Source organism: Sporolactobacillus putidus, from assembly GCF_014647035.1.
Classification (GTDB): Bacteria; Bacillota; Bacilli; order Bacillales; family Sporolactobacillaceae; genus Sporolactobacillus; species Sporolactobacillus putidus.
The window spans coordinates 1-13,611 of the sequence record NZ_BMOK01000014.1 but is presented as its reverse complement, the minus strand read 5'-3'; the positions used below and the strand labels follow the sequence as shown (position 1 = coordinate 13,611).

Annotated in this window: 20 protein-coding genes; 10 read left to right on the top strand and 10 right to left on the bottom strand. The window is 46.8% G+C overall.

Annotated elements, in window-relative coordinates; genetic code table 11:
- Positions 1-90: 90 nt before the first annotated feature.
- The 3 genes from IEX81_RS13530 to IEX81_RS13520 all read right to left on the bottom strand — a co-directional run bounded on the left by IEX81_RS13530 (position 91) and on the right by IEX81_RS13520 (position 1,628).
- A complete protein-coding gene (locus tag IEX81_RS13530; protein WP_188804229.1) occupies positions 91-489 on the bottom strand; it encodes a hypothetical protein in 399 nt (132 codons plus the stop codon).
- A gap of 115 nt (positions 490-604) precedes the next feature.
- Positions 605-1,132, bottom strand: a complete 528-nt coding sequence (gene lacB, locus IEX81_RS13525) for a galactose-6-phosphate isomerase subunit LacB (protein WP_188804227.1) — start codon at positions 1,130-1,132, stop codon at positions 605-607.
- Between the two features lie 43 nt (positions 1,133-1,175).
- Positions 1,176-1,628 (bottom strand): RpiB/LacA/LacB family sugar-phosphate isomerase, encoded by a 453-nt coding sequence (locus IEX81_RS13520; RefSeq protein ID WP_188804225.1) that lies wholly within the window; start codon positions 1,626-1,628, stop codon positions 1,176-1,178.
- A 493-nt stretch (positions 1,629-2,121) separates the two neighbouring features.
- On the opposite strand from IEX81_RS13520, the gene IEX81_RS13515 reads away from it, so the two are divergent.
- Together IEX81_RS13515 and IEX81_RS13510 are read left to right on the top strand one after the other, a co-directional pair.
- Positions 2,122-2,424, top strand: coding sequence for a PTS sugar transporter subunit IIB (locus IEX81_RS13515; protein ID WP_188804223.1), 303 nt, complete (start codon positions 2,122-2,124; stop codon positions 2,422-2,424).
- 45 nt (positions 2,425-2,469) lie between these two features.
- Positions 2,470-3,873, top strand: coding sequence for a PTS galactitol transporter subunit IIC (locus tag IEX81_RS13510; protein WP_188804221.1), 1,404 nt, complete (start codon positions 2,470-2,472; stop codon positions 3,871-3,873).
- 443 nt (positions 3,874-4,316) lie between these two features.
- Here IEX81_RS13510 and IEX81_RS13505 read toward each other — a convergent pair whose 3' ends face one another.
- Entirely contained in the window at positions 4,317-5,369 is a 1,053-nt protein-coding gene (locus IEX81_RS13505; RefSeq protein WP_188804218.1) for an IS30 family transposase, read from the bottom strand.
- Positions 5,370-5,930: 561 nt separating this feature from the next.
- Here IEX81_RS13505 and comGC point away from each other — a divergent pair.
- Genes comGC through IEX81_RS13470 form a run of 7 tightly spaced genes read left to right on the top strand, consistent with a single transcriptional unit; the run spans position 5,931 to position 8,590 of the window.
- A complete protein-coding gene (comGC, locus tag IEX81_RS13500) occupies positions 5,931-6,254 on the top strand; it encodes a competence type IV pilus major pilin ComGC (protein WP_188804216.1) in 324 nt (107 codons plus the stop codon).
- Entirely contained in the window at positions 6,244-6,696 is a 453-nt protein-coding gene (locus IEX81_RS13495; protein WP_188804214.1) for a prepilin-type N-terminal cleavage/methylation domain-containing protein, read from the top strand. The genes comGC and IEX81_RS13495 overlap by 11 nt, the downstream gene beginning before the upstream one ends.
- Positions 6,677-7,006, top strand: coding sequence for a type II secretion system protein (locus IEX81_RS13490; protein WP_188804212.1), 330 nt, complete (start codon positions 6,677-6,679; stop codon positions 7,004-7,006). Before IEX81_RS13495 ends, IEX81_RS13490 begins: the two co-directional genes overlap by 20 nt.
- The gene (gene comGF / locus IEX81_RS13485; protein WP_188804383.1) at positions 7,003-7,440 is read left to right on the top strand and encodes a competence type IV pilus minor pilin ComGF; all 438 of its coding nucleotides are present in this window, start codon (positions 7,003-7,005) and stop codon (positions 7,438-7,440) included. The genes IEX81_RS13490 and comGF overlap by 4 nt, the downstream gene beginning before the upstream one ends.
- Position 7,441: 1 nt before the next feature.
- Positions 7,442-7,828 carry a competence type IV pilus minor pilin ComGG gene (locus tag IEX81_RS13480; RefSeq protein WP_188804210.1) on the top strand — a complete coding sequence of 129 codons (387 nt, stop codon included), beginning with the start codon at positions 7,442-7,444 and terminating at the stop codon, positions 7,826-7,828.
- Entirely contained in the window at positions 7,825-8,346 is a 522-nt protein-coding gene (locus IEX81_RS13475) for a shikimate kinase (RefSeq protein ID WP_188804208.1), read from the top strand. The genes IEX81_RS13480 and IEX81_RS13475 overlap by 4 nt, the downstream gene beginning before the upstream one ends.
- A gap of 31 nt (positions 8,347-8,377) precedes the next feature.
- The gene (locus tag IEX81_RS13470) at positions 8,378-8,590 is read left to right on the top strand and encodes a YqzE family protein (RefSeq protein WP_188804206.1); all 213 of its coding nucleotides are present in this window, start codon (positions 8,378-8,380) and stop codon (positions 8,588-8,590) included.
- A 79-nt stretch (positions 8,591-8,669) separates the two neighbouring features.
- On the opposite strand, the gene IEX81_RS13465 is transcribed toward IEX81_RS13470, so the two are convergent.
- The 3 genes from IEX81_RS13465 to IEX81_RS13455 form a co-directional block, all read right to left on the bottom strand.
- The gene (locus IEX81_RS13465) at positions 8,670-9,389 is read right to left on the bottom strand and encodes a class I SAM-dependent methyltransferase (protein WP_188804204.1); all 720 of its coding nucleotides are present in this window, start codon (positions 9,387-9,389) and stop codon (positions 8,670-8,672) included.
- 74 nt (positions 9,390-9,463) lie between these two features.
- Positions 9,464-10,096 carry an MBL fold metallo-hydrolase gene (locus tag IEX81_RS13460; protein WP_188804202.1) on the bottom strand — a complete coding sequence of 211 codons (633 nt, stop codon included), beginning with the start codon at positions 10,094-10,096 and terminating at the stop codon, positions 9,464-9,466.
- A 133-nt stretch (positions 10,097-10,229) separates the two neighbouring features.
- A complete protein-coding gene (locus IEX81_RS13455) occupies positions 10,230-11,213 on the bottom strand; it encodes an ROK family glucokinase (RefSeq protein ID WP_188804200.1) in 984 nt (327 codons plus the stop codon).
- A 227-nt stretch (positions 11,214-11,440) separates the two neighbouring features.
- On the opposite strand from IEX81_RS13455, the gene IEX81_RS13450 reads away from it, so the two are divergent.
- Positions 11,441-12,286: a hypothetical protein gene (locus IEX81_RS13450; RefSeq protein WP_188804198.1), complete on the top strand. Its 846-nt coding sequence runs from the start codon at positions 11,441-11,443 to the stop codon at positions 12,284-12,286.
- Between the two features lie 6 nt (positions 12,287-12,292).
- On the opposite strand, the gene IEX81_RS13445 is transcribed toward IEX81_RS13450, so the two are convergent.
- From IEX81_RS13445 to rpmG, 3 genes are all read right to left on the bottom strand, one after another.
- Positions 12,293-12,463 carry a hypothetical protein gene (locus IEX81_RS13445; RefSeq protein ID WP_188804196.1) on the bottom strand — a complete coding sequence of 57 codons (171 nt, stop codon included), beginning with the start codon at positions 12,461-12,463 and terminating at the stop codon, positions 12,293-12,295.
- A 32-nt stretch (positions 12,464-12,495) separates the two neighbouring features.
- Complete coding sequence (locus IEX81_RS13440) at positions 12,496-13,104, bottom strand: 5-formyltetrahydrofolate cyclo-ligase (protein ID WP_188804194.1); 609 nt, start codon at positions 13,102-13,104, stop codon at positions 12,496-12,498.
- Between the two features lie 73 nt (positions 13,105-13,177).
- Complete coding sequence (gene rpmG, locus IEX81_RS13435; protein ID WP_188804192.1) at positions 13,178-13,327, bottom strand: 50S ribosomal protein L33; 150 nt, start codon at positions 13,325-13,327, stop codon at positions 13,178-13,180.
- Positions 13,328-13,611 lie beyond the last annotated feature (284 nt).

Sequence of the window (13,611 nt, the reverse complement as noted above, 5' to 3'; positions counted from 1 at the left end):
ATTATGGTCTTCCATTCTGTTTGAACACAGCCATTTTCAGGGAAAAAAACAATCCTTTAAAAAAGAAGGATTGCTTTTTTAAATCTAAACTTAAGATTTTGCCTTTTGGGATGACGATTTCGGCGATGACAAGTACATATACATGAATGAGGAAGGAACGGCAAAGAGAAACCCTAGGATACTCAATGTCAGCTTAGGGATAAATCCGATCGGAACGATAACGCCTGCAGCAAAAAGAACAATGCCGGCCAGAACGGCTCCTTCAAGCAGGAGACGTGAGCGCACGGACAAGTATTTGCCCTCTTTTCGCCGCCTGCTGTTCCCCAGCAGGACGATGGAAGGAGAAACTGTCCCAAGCATCAGATAGCACCATCCATATAAAGAATAAATGCTGCTGGCTTTCAGAAACTCCTGTAAGCCCCAGACAACAAAAATCAGGCAAATTCCCAGATAAATGACTTTTAAGCCGGATGATATCGTTTTCGACATCTTCTCTGCATCTCCATTTCCATTCAATTTTCTGCACGACTGTCTTGCCTATGATTCCTCCGACAAAGCATTCAGGCTTATTCATTATCAAAATGCTCAATGATCCAGACCGGAATCAATCGTGATAGTATCCCTCTTCCCATTTCTTTTCAAACTCATCAAAGAAATGGTCGTTGCCCGTCTGTTCCGGCTTCGGGCCTTCGAGCGCGTCAATTTTGCTGATCCAGGCGTCATGTTCCGGCGTTTTCTCATATTCGGTCGTAATGAATTTATCGACAATCGCAGCGATCAGGTCAACACCGGTAATATGTCCGCCCACTGCGACAACATTGGCGTTCAGTACTTTGCGCGCGTAAACAGCTTCCGATACGTCACGGACAAGAGCGACCCGGGCGCCGGGAACTTTATCGGCAGATGAGCTGATCCCGACGCCTGTCCCGCACAGGACAACACCAAACTTGGCTTCGCCGCTGACCACTTTTTCCGCCGTCTTCTTCCCGTAGATCGGGTAATGGGTCCGCAGTTTATCGTACGTTCCGTTATCGATGACTTCATAGCCTTCTTCTTTCAGATGTTCGGTAATCCGCTCCTTAATATCGGTCACAATATGATCATTGCCAATTGAAATGACGGTCTTTTCCATCCTTATTCACTCCTTCAGTATTATAAAATATTTGTTTACACCATCAGGCCATCTTATTGACCATATCAATTCTCACCATGTGACGGCCGGCATCAAACGGTGCTTCGAGATAGGCTTGGGCACAGCTTATCAGAAGTTCCGGACCGACAACGGCTGTACCGAGTGTAATCATCAGTGCTCCGTTGTGGCGCCGGGTCATCCGTGCCGAGTGTTCATCTGAGACGTTCGCACAAATCACATATTTTAATTTGTTTGCTGCCATGAACGCATCGGTTCCCCACTTATCAATGACAATACCCCGCGCAGCCTCTTCGCTCTTATCCTTGCCATTGTCCGTTTCTTTGAGCGTTTCCTTAGCCACCGCAACCGCGACATCCACAAAATCCTGGCCTTCTTTTGAAAGGTCAAGGATCTCATAACCCTCACTATTAAGTACCTTGATCAGATCGTCCTTCGCCTGTGCTCCATCTTTGTCTGCGCCAATAACGACTTTCACCGAACTTACCTCCTTATAATTTAAGCTTGAATCGTAATGTTACTATATGTTTATATTTGTTTACACGAACAATGTAACATCCAGATATTATAATGTCAACGCATACATAAGTCATTTTAAGTTATATATCCCAATAAAATGTTGACACAAATTTAACGATTTTTTCTAAAATTAATGTATTGACAGCGCTTTCGTTTGGATTTATTCTAAGTGTGTGAAAAAGAAACAAATAAAAACATTTTAGAACCAGAGGGGGCCAACACTGTTCACTAGAGATTTACGGCTTTGAGTCACTTATATATGCTGCTTGCGAAGAATCAGGAGGCACTATTTGAAAGGATGGAAAAGCAGTCGATTCACCTCCGGATTTTCTTCGTATGATCGACAAAAAGTTCATATGTTGATTTAGGCTCGTACAAAAAGCTTTACAAACCTGTATAGTATTACGCTTTATTGCTCAAAGTAAAACTAGTATTTAAAGGAGGAATTTCAAATGATAAAAATATTAACTGCTTGTGGTGCCGGAGTAAATTCAAGTCATCAGATTGCAGACGCTTTGGAAAGTGAAATGCGCAATCGCGGGTATGAGGTTCAGTGTGAAGCAGTCATGATTAAAGATGTGACGGAAGATATGGTGTCTCAATATGACATTTTAGCCCCTATTGTTACACCTGATCTCGGTTTCGATGTGAAAATCCCGATTATTGAATGTGGCCCAATTCTTTACCGCATTCCGGCCATGGCACAGCCTGTATACGATGAAATGGAAAAAGCAATTAAAAGTCTTAATAAATAATCAAATTGATTTTGTTCTGGTTTAATAACTTGGAGGTGAAGATCAATGGGTTCGATCATTAGTTTTGCTAACGCCATTTTTAATCCGCTTATTGCTTTAGGTGCCGCTCCGGTTATGCTGATTGTCCTGACCATTATCGCCCTTTGCTTTCGTGTGAAATTCCCACGGGCGCTGGAAGGCGGCATTCGGCTGGCCATCGCACTAACCGGTATTTCCGCTATCATCGGACTGCTTGTCACCGCATTTTCCACTGCTTTGACAGCTTTTGTACAATCAACAGGTATCCAGCTGAGTATCACGGATGTTGGCTGGGCTCCTTTGGCAACGATTACTTGGGGCTCTCCTTATACGTTATTCTTCCTGCTTATTATGGTCGTCATTAATGTCGCCATGATCTTCCTGAAACGGACGAACACACTGGATGTCGACATTTTTAACGTCTGGCACTCCGCTTTTATCGGCCTGCTTTGTATGTTCTTCGGTGCCAATCTGTTTATCGCAACGCTGCTCGTCCTGATGATCGGCGTGATGAAAATCATCAATTCCGATCTGATGAAACCGACATTTAACGATTTGATGCGCAATAGCAACAATCCGATGACCACGACACACATGAACTTTATGATGAATCCGGCAATTATGGTCTTCGACAAAATTTTTGACTTAATCTTCCCCTGGCTTGATAAATTCGACTTCGATGCTGCGAAATTGAATCAAAAAATTGGATTTTGGGGAAGCAAATTCGCTATTGGTATTTATCTCGGGGTGTTTATCGGCATTATGGCCCATCAGTCCCCGAAAGATATTTTTACCCTTGCATTTACTGCCGGCACTGCCCTGGAGCTATTCTCGCAAATCGGAAACTGGTTTATTAAATCTGTTGAACCATTGTCTCAGGGGATTTCCAATGTCGCCACTAAATATTTAAAGGGACGTCAATTCAATATCGGCCTCGATTGGCCGTTCATCGCCGGCCGCGCGGAAATCTGGGCAGCCGCCAATGTTCTGGCACCAATAATGCTTGGCGAAGCTCTGATTCTTCCGGGTAACCACCTGCTTCCTCTCGGCGGAATTATCGCCATGGGCGTTACCCCGGCACTGCTGGTTGTGACCAGAGGCAAAATTATTCGTATGATTATTATTGGCGCTCTCGAATTACCGGTATTTCTCTGGGCAGGCACTTTGGCGGCACCTTTCGTTACACATACCGCTAAAGTGGTCGGCGCATTCCCTGCAGGAGTTCCAAAAGGCCAGTTGATTTCCCAGACAACTATGGAAGGCCCGATCGAAAAATTTCTGGCTTATCTTGTTGGACACGCCACTTCTCAGGCTGGCATGTATGTCGTCTACGCCCTTCTGGCCATTGCCGCTTATATCCTTCTCTTCATCTGGTACGCATTCCAAATGAAAAAAAGGAACAAAGCTTATGCCGAAGCTGCTACGAAATAAATGAGATAATATTGAAAAAGACATTTTTCAAAAAAAAGAGAGATGCTGTCCCAAAAGGTCAGTTCAAAGCTAAAAACGAGAGGAAAATTTCCTCTCGTTTTTAGCTTTTATAGACTGATTGGGTTATAAAAGGGGTGTCGTTCTTGGGAACCCCTTTAAAAGCGCTTAGTAATAATGGTCGATTTACTGTTTCGACATTTCATCGACGATCCCAAATCTTCTTTTATTAGAAATTTCTGTTTTCCCCTCTCTGTTTCAGGCATTCACGGACTTATACTTCTAACTTATTAATTTTTTAGCAGTGAATACAATAAAGAAAAACGAACAAAATAATTTGCTAGATTGCAATAATAAATTAGCCAATTTGTACATCCGGCAATACCACTGGGTTTGTTCCTGCCGCCTTAAGGCGGCAGGAACAAAAAGCCTGCTCATCCTCTCCCTTAGCCAGCCAGTTTTCGAAGCTCCTGCTGATACTCTTGGGCAGGCGTTCTGTAATTTAGGATTCTCCTGGGAAGATGATCTATGGCCCGAATCACCTGACTGATGAACGTCCGGGAATAATTCGAGATCGGATGGCCCTTCGGGATGAATCGGCGGATCATTTCGTTATGACGTTCGTTGGTCGGCCGTTCCCAAGCGGCATAGGGATGCGTGTAATAGACATGAGTGTCCTGTTCGTTCAGGTTGTTGGCAAGGCCGGCAAATTCACTGCCATTGTCTGCCGTGATGGTTCGAAACACCTTACCGAATAACGGACCGTATTGATCTTCCAGTTGTTTCATGGCGTAGCCCACAGAATCCGGATCTTTTCCCTCAATCTTACGAGAGATCGTGAAGCGGGTCTTGCGTTCCACAAGTGTCAAAAGCACATCGTCATCACGGGATTTCTTACCGACGACGGTATCAATCTCCCAGTGACCAAACTGCCGACGCTTCAGGACCTCGGCAGGCCGGTTGTCAATACTATCGCCCAGATGCTTGATGTTGGGACGATGTCGGGATTTCTTCGTGCGGTAGCGGAGTTTGTCGGGTAAATCCATGTTTGTCACCCTCAGGATCCCCAGATCAATGTAGTGGTACAGGGTTCGGGTACAGACCCTAACCTTATTTTTCCACTTCGGATCCCTTCCGGCTGCCCCACAGACGGCATCTGGAGACCATTGGGATGCGGACAGCATCTTGTTTTCAGCGTAGGCGATAAAGTCCGAAGCCGCTGCCAGCTTGATCCTGCGGCCACAATGGTGTCGGTTTCGTTCATAAACGGCTTGACCTGTCTCCAGGAAATAAGCCTGAAAGCGTTGATGATTCGGCCCGATCTGTGTGGTCGTTCCTCGCCGCAGTTCATTAAGCACCGTCTGGTGGGTACAGCCGATCTCACGAGCCATGTCACGTGAAGAACGATGCTCCTGATGAAGGGCCTGAATTTGGCCTCGCTGAAAGGGATTCAAGTGTGTGAAAGTCCGATGTTTTGTGCTAGGCTTGGGGTAAGCCATTATAAAATCCACTTCTTTCATTAGAGTTTCGACGCTTTAATGATAACACCGGATTTTATGATGGTGTTTTATTACCCCAATCGAACTGGCTAATTTGATTTTACAACTGGCCGAATGAATTACTTCAAATTAAATTTAAAGTAATTCGTAGGGAGGTGAAAGACAAGAAGCATGTAATAAACCGGTATGCTTTCCATAGTCGAGCTTATTCGATCCTCTTTTTTTCGATTGAACAGGCGTACATCTTTCTCATTGTTATACCATTTTCCCTGATATATCTATTCCTCTAGAACTAGATTGCATCTGAAGTTTCGAACTTCGTCACAAAGTTTTGTAATATTTAAAAGGATCAGAACCAATACTGTCGAATTATAGTTTTGTAGTTCTTTTCCATCAGTCGGCCTGTTTCAAGGAGGTGGTTGTTCTTTTCTTTGATTTTCTTCCGTTTCCCCTTCGTTTGACCCTCTTTTTCCGTTTTTATCGCTCCACTCGCATTTCATTTTCGTTGTTTTTATCAGTTCACTTCCACTTCTTTTACCCCACCACAAAGGAGTTCTTCACATGCTTAAAACCTTCCGCAAGCTCATTCTTGCTTCAGAACGTGCTTTCACACTCATTGAAATGATGATCGTTCTTATGATCATATCCATCCTTCTGCTGATTGCTGTTCCGAATATGATGAAGTCCCACCAGGTTGTTAAGAACAAGAGCAGCGAGGCCACTGTCAAGCTGGTGCAGAGCCAGGTCGCGGCCTATCAGATGGAGAAAGGAACGCTGCCTGCAAGCCTTCAGGTGCTGGTCGACGAGGGCTATGTGGACAGCATTGATAGTCCGGACGGCGGAACGCTTACCATGGACGCGGAGGGTAAGGTCAGTGCGCCTTAACAGCCCCTTTCGTGCAGAGAACGGATTCACCGTTCTTGAGCTGCTGATTGTTGTTTCGATTGCCTGCATTATGGCACCGATTTCGTTTCTCACGTTTTCTCGTTTATCGGACGCTCAGTCGATGAGACAGTTTGCCGAAGAAGTCAGGGAGACCATCAGCGAGGCGCAAATGGAGGCGATCACAGAGTCGACACCGATAACCATTATATTTAACACAGACCAGCACTTCTTCCTGGTGTCTAAGCGTAATAAAACCGTCAAAAAGGCAATGGATCCGAGGATCAAATTATACAGCAACGTTAATAAAAGCGACATTCTGATCAGCCGGATCGGAAGTTTTTCAAAGCCGGGAACCTATACCTTTTCGATGAACACCATTCGGTACAATCTTGTTTTGCTTTTAGGACAGGGGAGGTTTTACATTGACAAGGCGAAATGGTGAGCAGGGAATTTTTCTCTCTGAGGCGGTTATCTCCGTCTTTATCCTAAGCACGGTCATGCTCCTTGCCTTTCCGGTTCTCATCCATATCTATAACGAACGCCAGATTCTGCAGCAGAAGCAGGAAGCCATTGACGTTTTGCGCGATCAGCTGATGCAGTGGAAAACCGGGAATCCAATCGCCCCAAAACCTGAGGTGCGTACCGATTTCACATTACACTGGAGCCGGAAAACGGAGCATGAAGCGAGGCTTCGCGTCTCCTGGTTATATGGGGGACGGATCCATGAACTAAGCAGCGAGGCCAGAAAATGAAAAATCAGGATGGATTTACGCTGCTGTCGATGATGCTCGCACTCAGCATTCTCACCATCACTTTATTTCTTGCCGTATCGACCCTTTCCGTCATGGGGAAACAATTTGAAGATAATGCCAGTATAACGCACAAGGATGTCAGGCTTTTCTTCTCCCAGACTTCCAGGGAACTTCACCTCTCGCAGACTGTCAGCTGCTCACCAAATCATCGGCAGCTTATCCTGAATAAGAACAACGAGCAGATCGTTTTCCAGCCATCGTATCCCCAAAGAGTCATCCGCCTCGTTAACGGGCTAGGCTATGAAATTGTGCTGCAGCATGTGAAAAACATTCAATTTCAATGCACCGGCGCCTTTGTCTCGATTCAGGTCATTGACACTCAGGGCAGGTCCTATTATTGGAGCGACCGGCTCTATTTGGAAAAAGGAGGCTGAAATGTTTAAAAGCAATCATCAAAACGGTTTTATGCTCCCGCTGACGATGATCTTGTCGCTGCTCCTACTCGCGTTTGTCCTGCATGCAGTGCTTCTGCTGGACAGCGACCGAAACTTCTTTCAGGCATCTTATAACAGCTTTCAGCTTCAGCAGCTTCGTGAATGTGTCCTCGTCGATATCGACGGACAAATTCAGCAAAAAACATTGCCGGAAAAAGGTTCTATCGTATATGATAAAGGAACAGCAAACTTCAGGACGAATAAAAGCGGGGACAACCTCGAAATCGTGTTTACCATCACTTCAGCTCAAAGCAAAGAAACCGATAAAATCGTTTACAGCCTCGCCAGCGGCCGCCCCGTTGGCTGGCTTGAAAGGACAGACCCATGATCTACATGACCGGATTTATGGGCGCGGGAAAAACAACCGTCGGTACTGCGCTCAGTAAAAAACTGAATGTTCACGTTTACGATACAGACATGATGGTAGAAAGGGATCAGAACAAATCCGTTCAGGATGTATTCCGGGACGAAGGAGAAGCTTTCTTCAGATCATGTGAAACCCATGTTCTGAAAAAACTGGCCACGCGGAAGGAAAACGCCATTGTGACGACAGGCGGCGGAATTGTCATGAGCCCGGACAACCGGGCGCTCATGAAGGCCAGTGGCTCGATCATTTTTCTCTATTGCGACATCAAGACCGTTAAAAGCCGGCTCGTTAACGATAGAACCCGGCCTCTGCTTCAGAAGTTTCAAGGTACAGAACTGGATCATCTCTATAAAAAAAGAATGGCCGCCTATCTGGATGCGACTCACGTCATCAATGTCACGGCTAAATCTGTGGAGACGGTTGTGTTTGAAATTCTTTCACTGATGTATCAAACATCGCCCGACTGGATATCCTGCTGATAATCACTATAAATCGAAGGGGTTCCTGAAAATGAAGTCAGATGAATACGTGAAATTTCTGACGGAGCAGTTTGTTCGCTACATGGAAACGCCGCGGGCCGAGCGAAAGCGGGCAAAAATTGAACAAAGGGCATTGCGCCCGCCCCTCCGCAATGAGCTTTTCGGTCAGATACCGAATGCCATCGAAAGCTATGCTTTGCAGCTTAAGGACTTTTTCAATAAAAAAAACAGAAAACCCCAGTAGGCAGACGCAATCCCCTTTGTGTCAACAGATGATCTCAGTCAATCTGTTCCACACGAAGGGGATTTTTTTTCTGAAGCAGCTACGGCTTCTCCGCCCGAAAAATCCGGTAGGTGAGAACATCTCTATAGGTTTGCAAGATCTGGAGGTGAGAAAGCCAGACATCGAATGCTTCCTCATCTATTTTCTCCGTCAGATGGTATGAAGGCAGTTCGACAGCGCCCTCTTTTTGTGAAAAGTCGCTGTCTCGCAGTGCTTCTATTCCGGAAAATCCCGCCTTTTCCCAGATCTCCTTCCAATCATCTTCTGTCAGCAGCCGCCCAACGCCGTACAATGATTGAATCACCTTACTGTCCGGGCGCGGAAGCCGCTCTTCAATGGTCATTTCAATGGCAATCAGCTTGCCGCCGGGCCGGAGAACACGAAAATATTCCGGGGCCGATTGAGTCATATCAGTAAATGCAGTGACCGACTCCGAGAGTACCCAGTCGAATGTTTCATCGTTAAAGGGCAGACGCTCCGCCGATCCCGGAACGATCTGAAAAGGTCTGGAGGATCCAGTGGACCGTTTTTTCGCCAGTTCAACCATTTTCGGATGAATATCGATGCCGGTCACTTCGGTTCCCGTTTTTTCTGCAAGAAGGGCTGATGTAGCGCCCGTTCCGCAGCCGACATCCAGAACCTTATCTCCTTCTTTCATTGATGTTTCGCTTATGATCGCTTCTGTCAATTGCCGTCCACCGGGATGCGCGCTGTCAATCGCCAGTTTCGCCAGAAAATCAATATATCGATGGTTGTTCAAAGCAAACTCCCCTTTTGTCTTTCATCACGCCCATTGTATGAAAGAAAGGGGAGTACCGTGAATAACCGGTTGTTTCAGATCAGGAAAGGATTCGTTTCCGCCTCTTGCCCGACCGTTGTTGAGAATCCGTGCCCCGGAAAGACGGCGGTTTCCTCCGGAAGAGTCAGCAGTTTTTCTCGGATGGACTTCAGGAGCTGGAGACCGTCGGCGCCATATCCGTCGGATCTGCCGATGCTTCCGTTAAAAAGAGCATCCCCGCAGAACACGGCCTGATCATGGGCAAAGTAAAAAGAAACACCGCCGGGAGAATGACCCGGTGTCTCGATCACATCAAACGAGAAAGGGCCAATCGTCAATGCATTTTCCTGAGTCAGTGTCTTTTCCGCCGGCCGGGTGCGGACCTCTTTCGTCATCGAAAAAAAAGCCGAACCGTTCTTCTTCGGATCAGACGGCCAATCCGATTCATTTTTGTGCAGATAAGCAGGAATCCGCCAGCGGTCGCGCGCCGGATCGAGCGCCCCGATATGATCGAAGTGAGCGTGTGTCAGTAAGATAGCCAGCGGATGAAGCTCTTTCTCCTCAACGATAGCTGCGATCTTTTCCGGTTCGCTTCCCGGATCGATAATGAGCGCTTCATTCGTTTTCTCATCTTCAAGAATATAACAATTGGCCTGAATCGGTCCTACCGGACATACGGTCCATTTCATCAAACCACCTCATTAGCATGAATGCATTCGCCGAGCGTCGGAGACCGTCGTTCCATTGCAGTAAGAGGCATGACACGTAGGTGACCGATTAACGACCGGCCCCCTTCCAGTGTCAGAGGGTGCCTCAGCCGGATCAGGCGGTACGCAGCTTGCCGATTTTCATTTTAGCGAGCCAGGCGCCGCCGATTACCCCTGCGTCGTTCCCCAATTTTGCGACATCGATCGTGCAGGCTTCGAACACTCTTGGAAGCGAGAATTTTTTAAAGTATTTCGTCAGCGGTGCGAGCAGTGTGTCCCCCGCGCGAGAAACGCCGCCGCCGATGACTATTTTTTCCGGATTGATCACAATCGATATCGCTCCGAGGGCATATCCGAGATAGTAGGCCGCTTTTTCGGCAACGACTGAAGACAGCGGATCATTTTTCCCCGCACAAAGGAACACGTCTTCGGCGGTGATATCTCCTTTATTTTCAAAGATATCCCGCAGGATGCTGTCCGAATCATTATAATCCAGCGCTTCAAGCGCGAGCCGCCGGATACCCGTCGCGGATGAAACCGTCTCCAGACACCCCTTTTTCCCGCAATTGCATGGTGCCCCGTTTTTCGGAAGAACGGTGATGTGGCCGATCTCTCCGGCCATACCGTTGACCCCATGCAGGATTTCTCCGTCACAGATAATGCCGCCCCCGACTCCCGTGCCGAGCGTGACACAGACCATATTCCGGGCGCCCCGGCCGGCGCCGAGCCACATTTCCCCAAGGGCCGCCAGGTTGGCGTCGTTTTCAATAATCGCCGGAATCCCGGTCAGGCTTTCAAGTTCATCTTTCAGCGGATAGTTCTCCCAGCCAATGTTGACGGCCTTGTAGACAAAACCCGTCGTCATGTTGATAAATCCCGGCGCGCCCATGCCGATGCCACTGACTTCCGACCGATCGATCTGAAGCTGGGCGAGCTTCTTGACAATGCTTGCGCTGATGTCCGAAGCAATGCGGCTTCCATTGTCTATGGTATCCGTTGCGATTGCCCATTTGTCAATCATTTTTCCTGTATCATCAATCAGTGCCATCTTAATCGTCGTTCCGCCCAAATCCACACCAATATGAATCAATTCAGACATGAAATACACCTACCTTATGAGATTATCTCTTTTCTTCTATTTTCTCTTAAAAGCCATGAAATGCCAATGAATAAATAGTTAACGTTTACATTAGGGCGATCGCGATAAATTAGCCTGGATCTCCTGCGGCAGAAATGTCCCGATAACGGCCTCCGGTGTTTCGATTCATGAATCGAAACACCAGTGAATAAGCTGTCTTAAGCCATCTTGTCCCGGAGGTCTGACCGATGCGAAAAAAAGGGCTCATCATCGTGGTGCTTGCGGCATGCGCCGCCTGCGTTCTGTTCCTTGTTTATCCGTTTATTTTTTCGGCTCGCCCCAGCATTACATTTTTTCCTGAAAATGGGGGCGTTCATTATCAGGCGGCAGCGACAGGCCTGGAACTTGATCCGGCAACCGGCACTATCAACTGGACCGTCGGCTCGGAAATCGATCACCGTGCTTATTTGATGCAGGATTTTTCTCTATTGTATAAAAACAACCGTCTGATTGCCATGATTAATCACTGGGAGAGAAACGCAACTACACTTTGGCAAAAAAAACAGTTTCAGGCATCGCCGGGCTGTTATCAAAGTCTTTCGGTTCATGAAGCGGAAATTCACTCCGGCGGTCGTATCTATGGAAAAACTGAATTGTCGGAAGATCAGCTGTTCATCGGGTGGGATCAGGCGCATTTTGTATCGTTTAAGGCCGCAGCATCAAAAAAGGAAACGGAGCTCAGCAGTCAATACAAGAATCGGATTGCCTTTACGCGTGCGGAGTTGCTGCGAAAAGCCTCGAAAAAGTACGGATTCAATCCAGGGGCCTACCAGATCTTTCCGCTTTTCGAACTGACCCCGTCTTCAGTCAGAACACTTTTTCCGTTTAATCGTGATAAAGCCTGGCGTATCACTGTCCAGCTATGGGAAGGGATTTACAAAACCTTTCTTCAGGGGATCGAAACGTCATCGGGGCGCTATGAACCGGCTGTAGGAAGCAGCATGCCTCTCTTGCTGATTGCCGGGGATCATTTGCTCATTGTCATTGAAACTTCCCGGGGTGATGTTGTTCTTCTGAAACAGGTTTTCAATTAATTTTATCTAAAAAAGTCTAAACCGTCTTCGCATGCCCTGCGCTCTGCCCATTCTCCTCAGAAGATAGCCGCTGCCCAGGAACACGCAGACCAGTTTCAGGATTCCCCATCGTCTTCTGTAGAGATAACAGACTGCTGCTGCCAAAAGTAAAGCCTGTACTGACCACGATCTTCTCATGAAAAAACGCTCCTTGTCCGAACATAGTGAGCTTAGTCTGACTCATCCGTTTTATTTTCATGCACTGACCGATCATTCACGCTTATCCATTCATTCTCCGTGATCAGCATATCCACTCTCTGGTCATGGCTCTCTTCGGGCAAGCGGTCAAGCAGCTGATTTTCAAGCAAAAGCGAGACTGTTTTTCCATGATAATTCTGTAAGAAACGATCGTAATAGCCGCCTCCGTAACCGATCCGATAGCCCCTTCGATCAAAAACAACCCCTGGCACGATCACTAAATCGATACTTTCTTTGTTAACTTTGACCGTTTTTTCCGGTACGGGTTCCATCAATCCGAAAAAACTGTTCTTGAGCTGATCAAATGACTCCAGCCTGTAAAAAGTCAGATGCTTTGTCGCAGGCTCGCACTTCGGTACCGCCACGTACTTCTTCTCCGTCCAGGCTTTCATGATGATCGCCGCCGTTTCAATTTCCCGGCCGACAGATAAGGTCACGGCCAAGGTCTTCGCCTGGCGCCACAGACGGCCGGCGAACAGCCGGTCTCTGACCCTGATACATTTTTCATGAAAAAGTCCCTCATCCATCATCTGCAGATCGTGAAGGACCTGACGGCGCAATTCCTTTTTCGCTAATTTCATGCTGTCCCTCCAATAAAATGAAGCCGCAAAGAACCTTCTTTAGGCTTTTGCGGCTTCATTCCCCGGAAAATACTTATTTTGTTTCACGGTGAAGCGTGTATCTTCTCAGCTTCGGGCTATATTTCTTCAGTTCAAGACGTTCCGGATGCTTCTGCTTGTTCTTCGTTGTAATATAGTTACGATCGCCTGTTTCTGTACATTCAAGAATGACTTTGACGCGCAAGTTTTATCCCTCCATTGCTAACTGATTCTGTCGTTTCCGTAAAAACATACACTTTATATTAACAGAAAAACAGGATCACTTCAACTGTCCGTCTTATTTCGTATGTGTCAAGCTTTTCTCGGAACCTCTGATCTGAGAAGAACAATCTTATTCTAAAGTGTACACCTTAGGCATATACTGGCATCACACAACTTCGTTCTTTTGTTAGTTGAAATTAAGCATTTTGTTCAGTTGACCCACGGCGCTGGATGAGGAAGAGTGACACCCTATCCGGCCGTGATACG

Excerpts from the sequence above, each read along its gene's own strand:
- IEX81_RS13530 (WP_188804229.1), bottom strand. The coding sequence starts at position 489 with ATGTCGAAAACGATATCATCCGGCTTAAAAGTCATTTATCTGGGAATT.
- lacB (WP_188804227.1), bottom strand. The coding sequence starts at position 1,132 with ATGGAAAAGACCGTCATTTCAATTGGCAATGATCATATTGTGACCGAT.
- IEX81_RS13515 (WP_188804223.1), top strand. The coding sequence starts at position 2,122 with ATGATAAAAATATTAACTGCTTGTGGTGCCGGAGTAAATTCAAGTCAT.
- IEX81_RS13510 (WP_188804221.1), top strand. The coding sequence starts at position 2,470 with ATGGGTTCGATCATTAGTTTTGCTAACGCCATTTTTAATCCGCTTATT.
- IEX81_RS13505 (WP_188804218.1), bottom strand. The coding sequence starts at position 5,369 with ATGGCTTACCCCAAGCCTAGCACAAAACATCGGACTTTCACACACTTG.
- comGC (WP_188804216.1), top strand. The coding sequence starts at position 5,931 with ATGCTTAAAACCTTCCGCAAGCTCATTCTTGCTTCAGAACGTGCTTTC.
- comGF (WP_188804383.1), top strand. The coding sequence starts at position 7,003 with ATGAAAAATCAGGATGGATTTACGCTGCTGTCGATGATGCTCGCACTC.
- IEX81_RS13480 (WP_188804210.1), top strand. The coding sequence starts at position 7,442 with ATGTTTAAAAGCAATCATCAAAACGGTTTTATGCTCCCGCTGACGATG.
- IEX81_RS13475 (WP_188804208.1), top strand. The coding sequence starts at position 7,825 with ATGATCTACATGACCGGATTTATGGGCGCGGGAAAAACAACCGTCGGT.
- IEX81_RS13470 (WP_188804206.1), top strand. The coding sequence starts at position 8,378 with ATGAAGTCAGATGAATACGTGAAATTTCTGACGGAGCAGTTTGTTCGC.
- IEX81_RS13460 (WP_188804202.1), bottom strand. The coding sequence starts at position 10,096 with ATGAAATGGACCGTATGTCCGGTAGGACCGATTCAGGCCAATTGTTAT.
- IEX81_RS13455 (WP_188804200.1), bottom strand. The coding sequence starts at position 11,213 with ATGTCTGAATTGATTCATATTGGTGTGGATTTGGGCGGAACGACGATT.
- IEX81_RS13450 (WP_188804198.1), top strand. The coding sequence starts at position 11,441 with ATGCGAAAAAAAGGGCTCATCATCGTGGTGCTTGCGGCATGCGCCGCC.
- IEX81_RS13445 (WP_188804196.1), bottom strand. The coding sequence starts at position 12,463 with ATGAGAAGATCGTGGTCAGTACAGGCTTTACTTTTGGCAGCAGCAGTC.
- IEX81_RS13440 (WP_188804194.1), bottom strand. The coding sequence starts at position 13,104 with ATGAAATTAGCGAAAAAGGAATTGCGCCGTCAGGTCCTTCACGATCTG.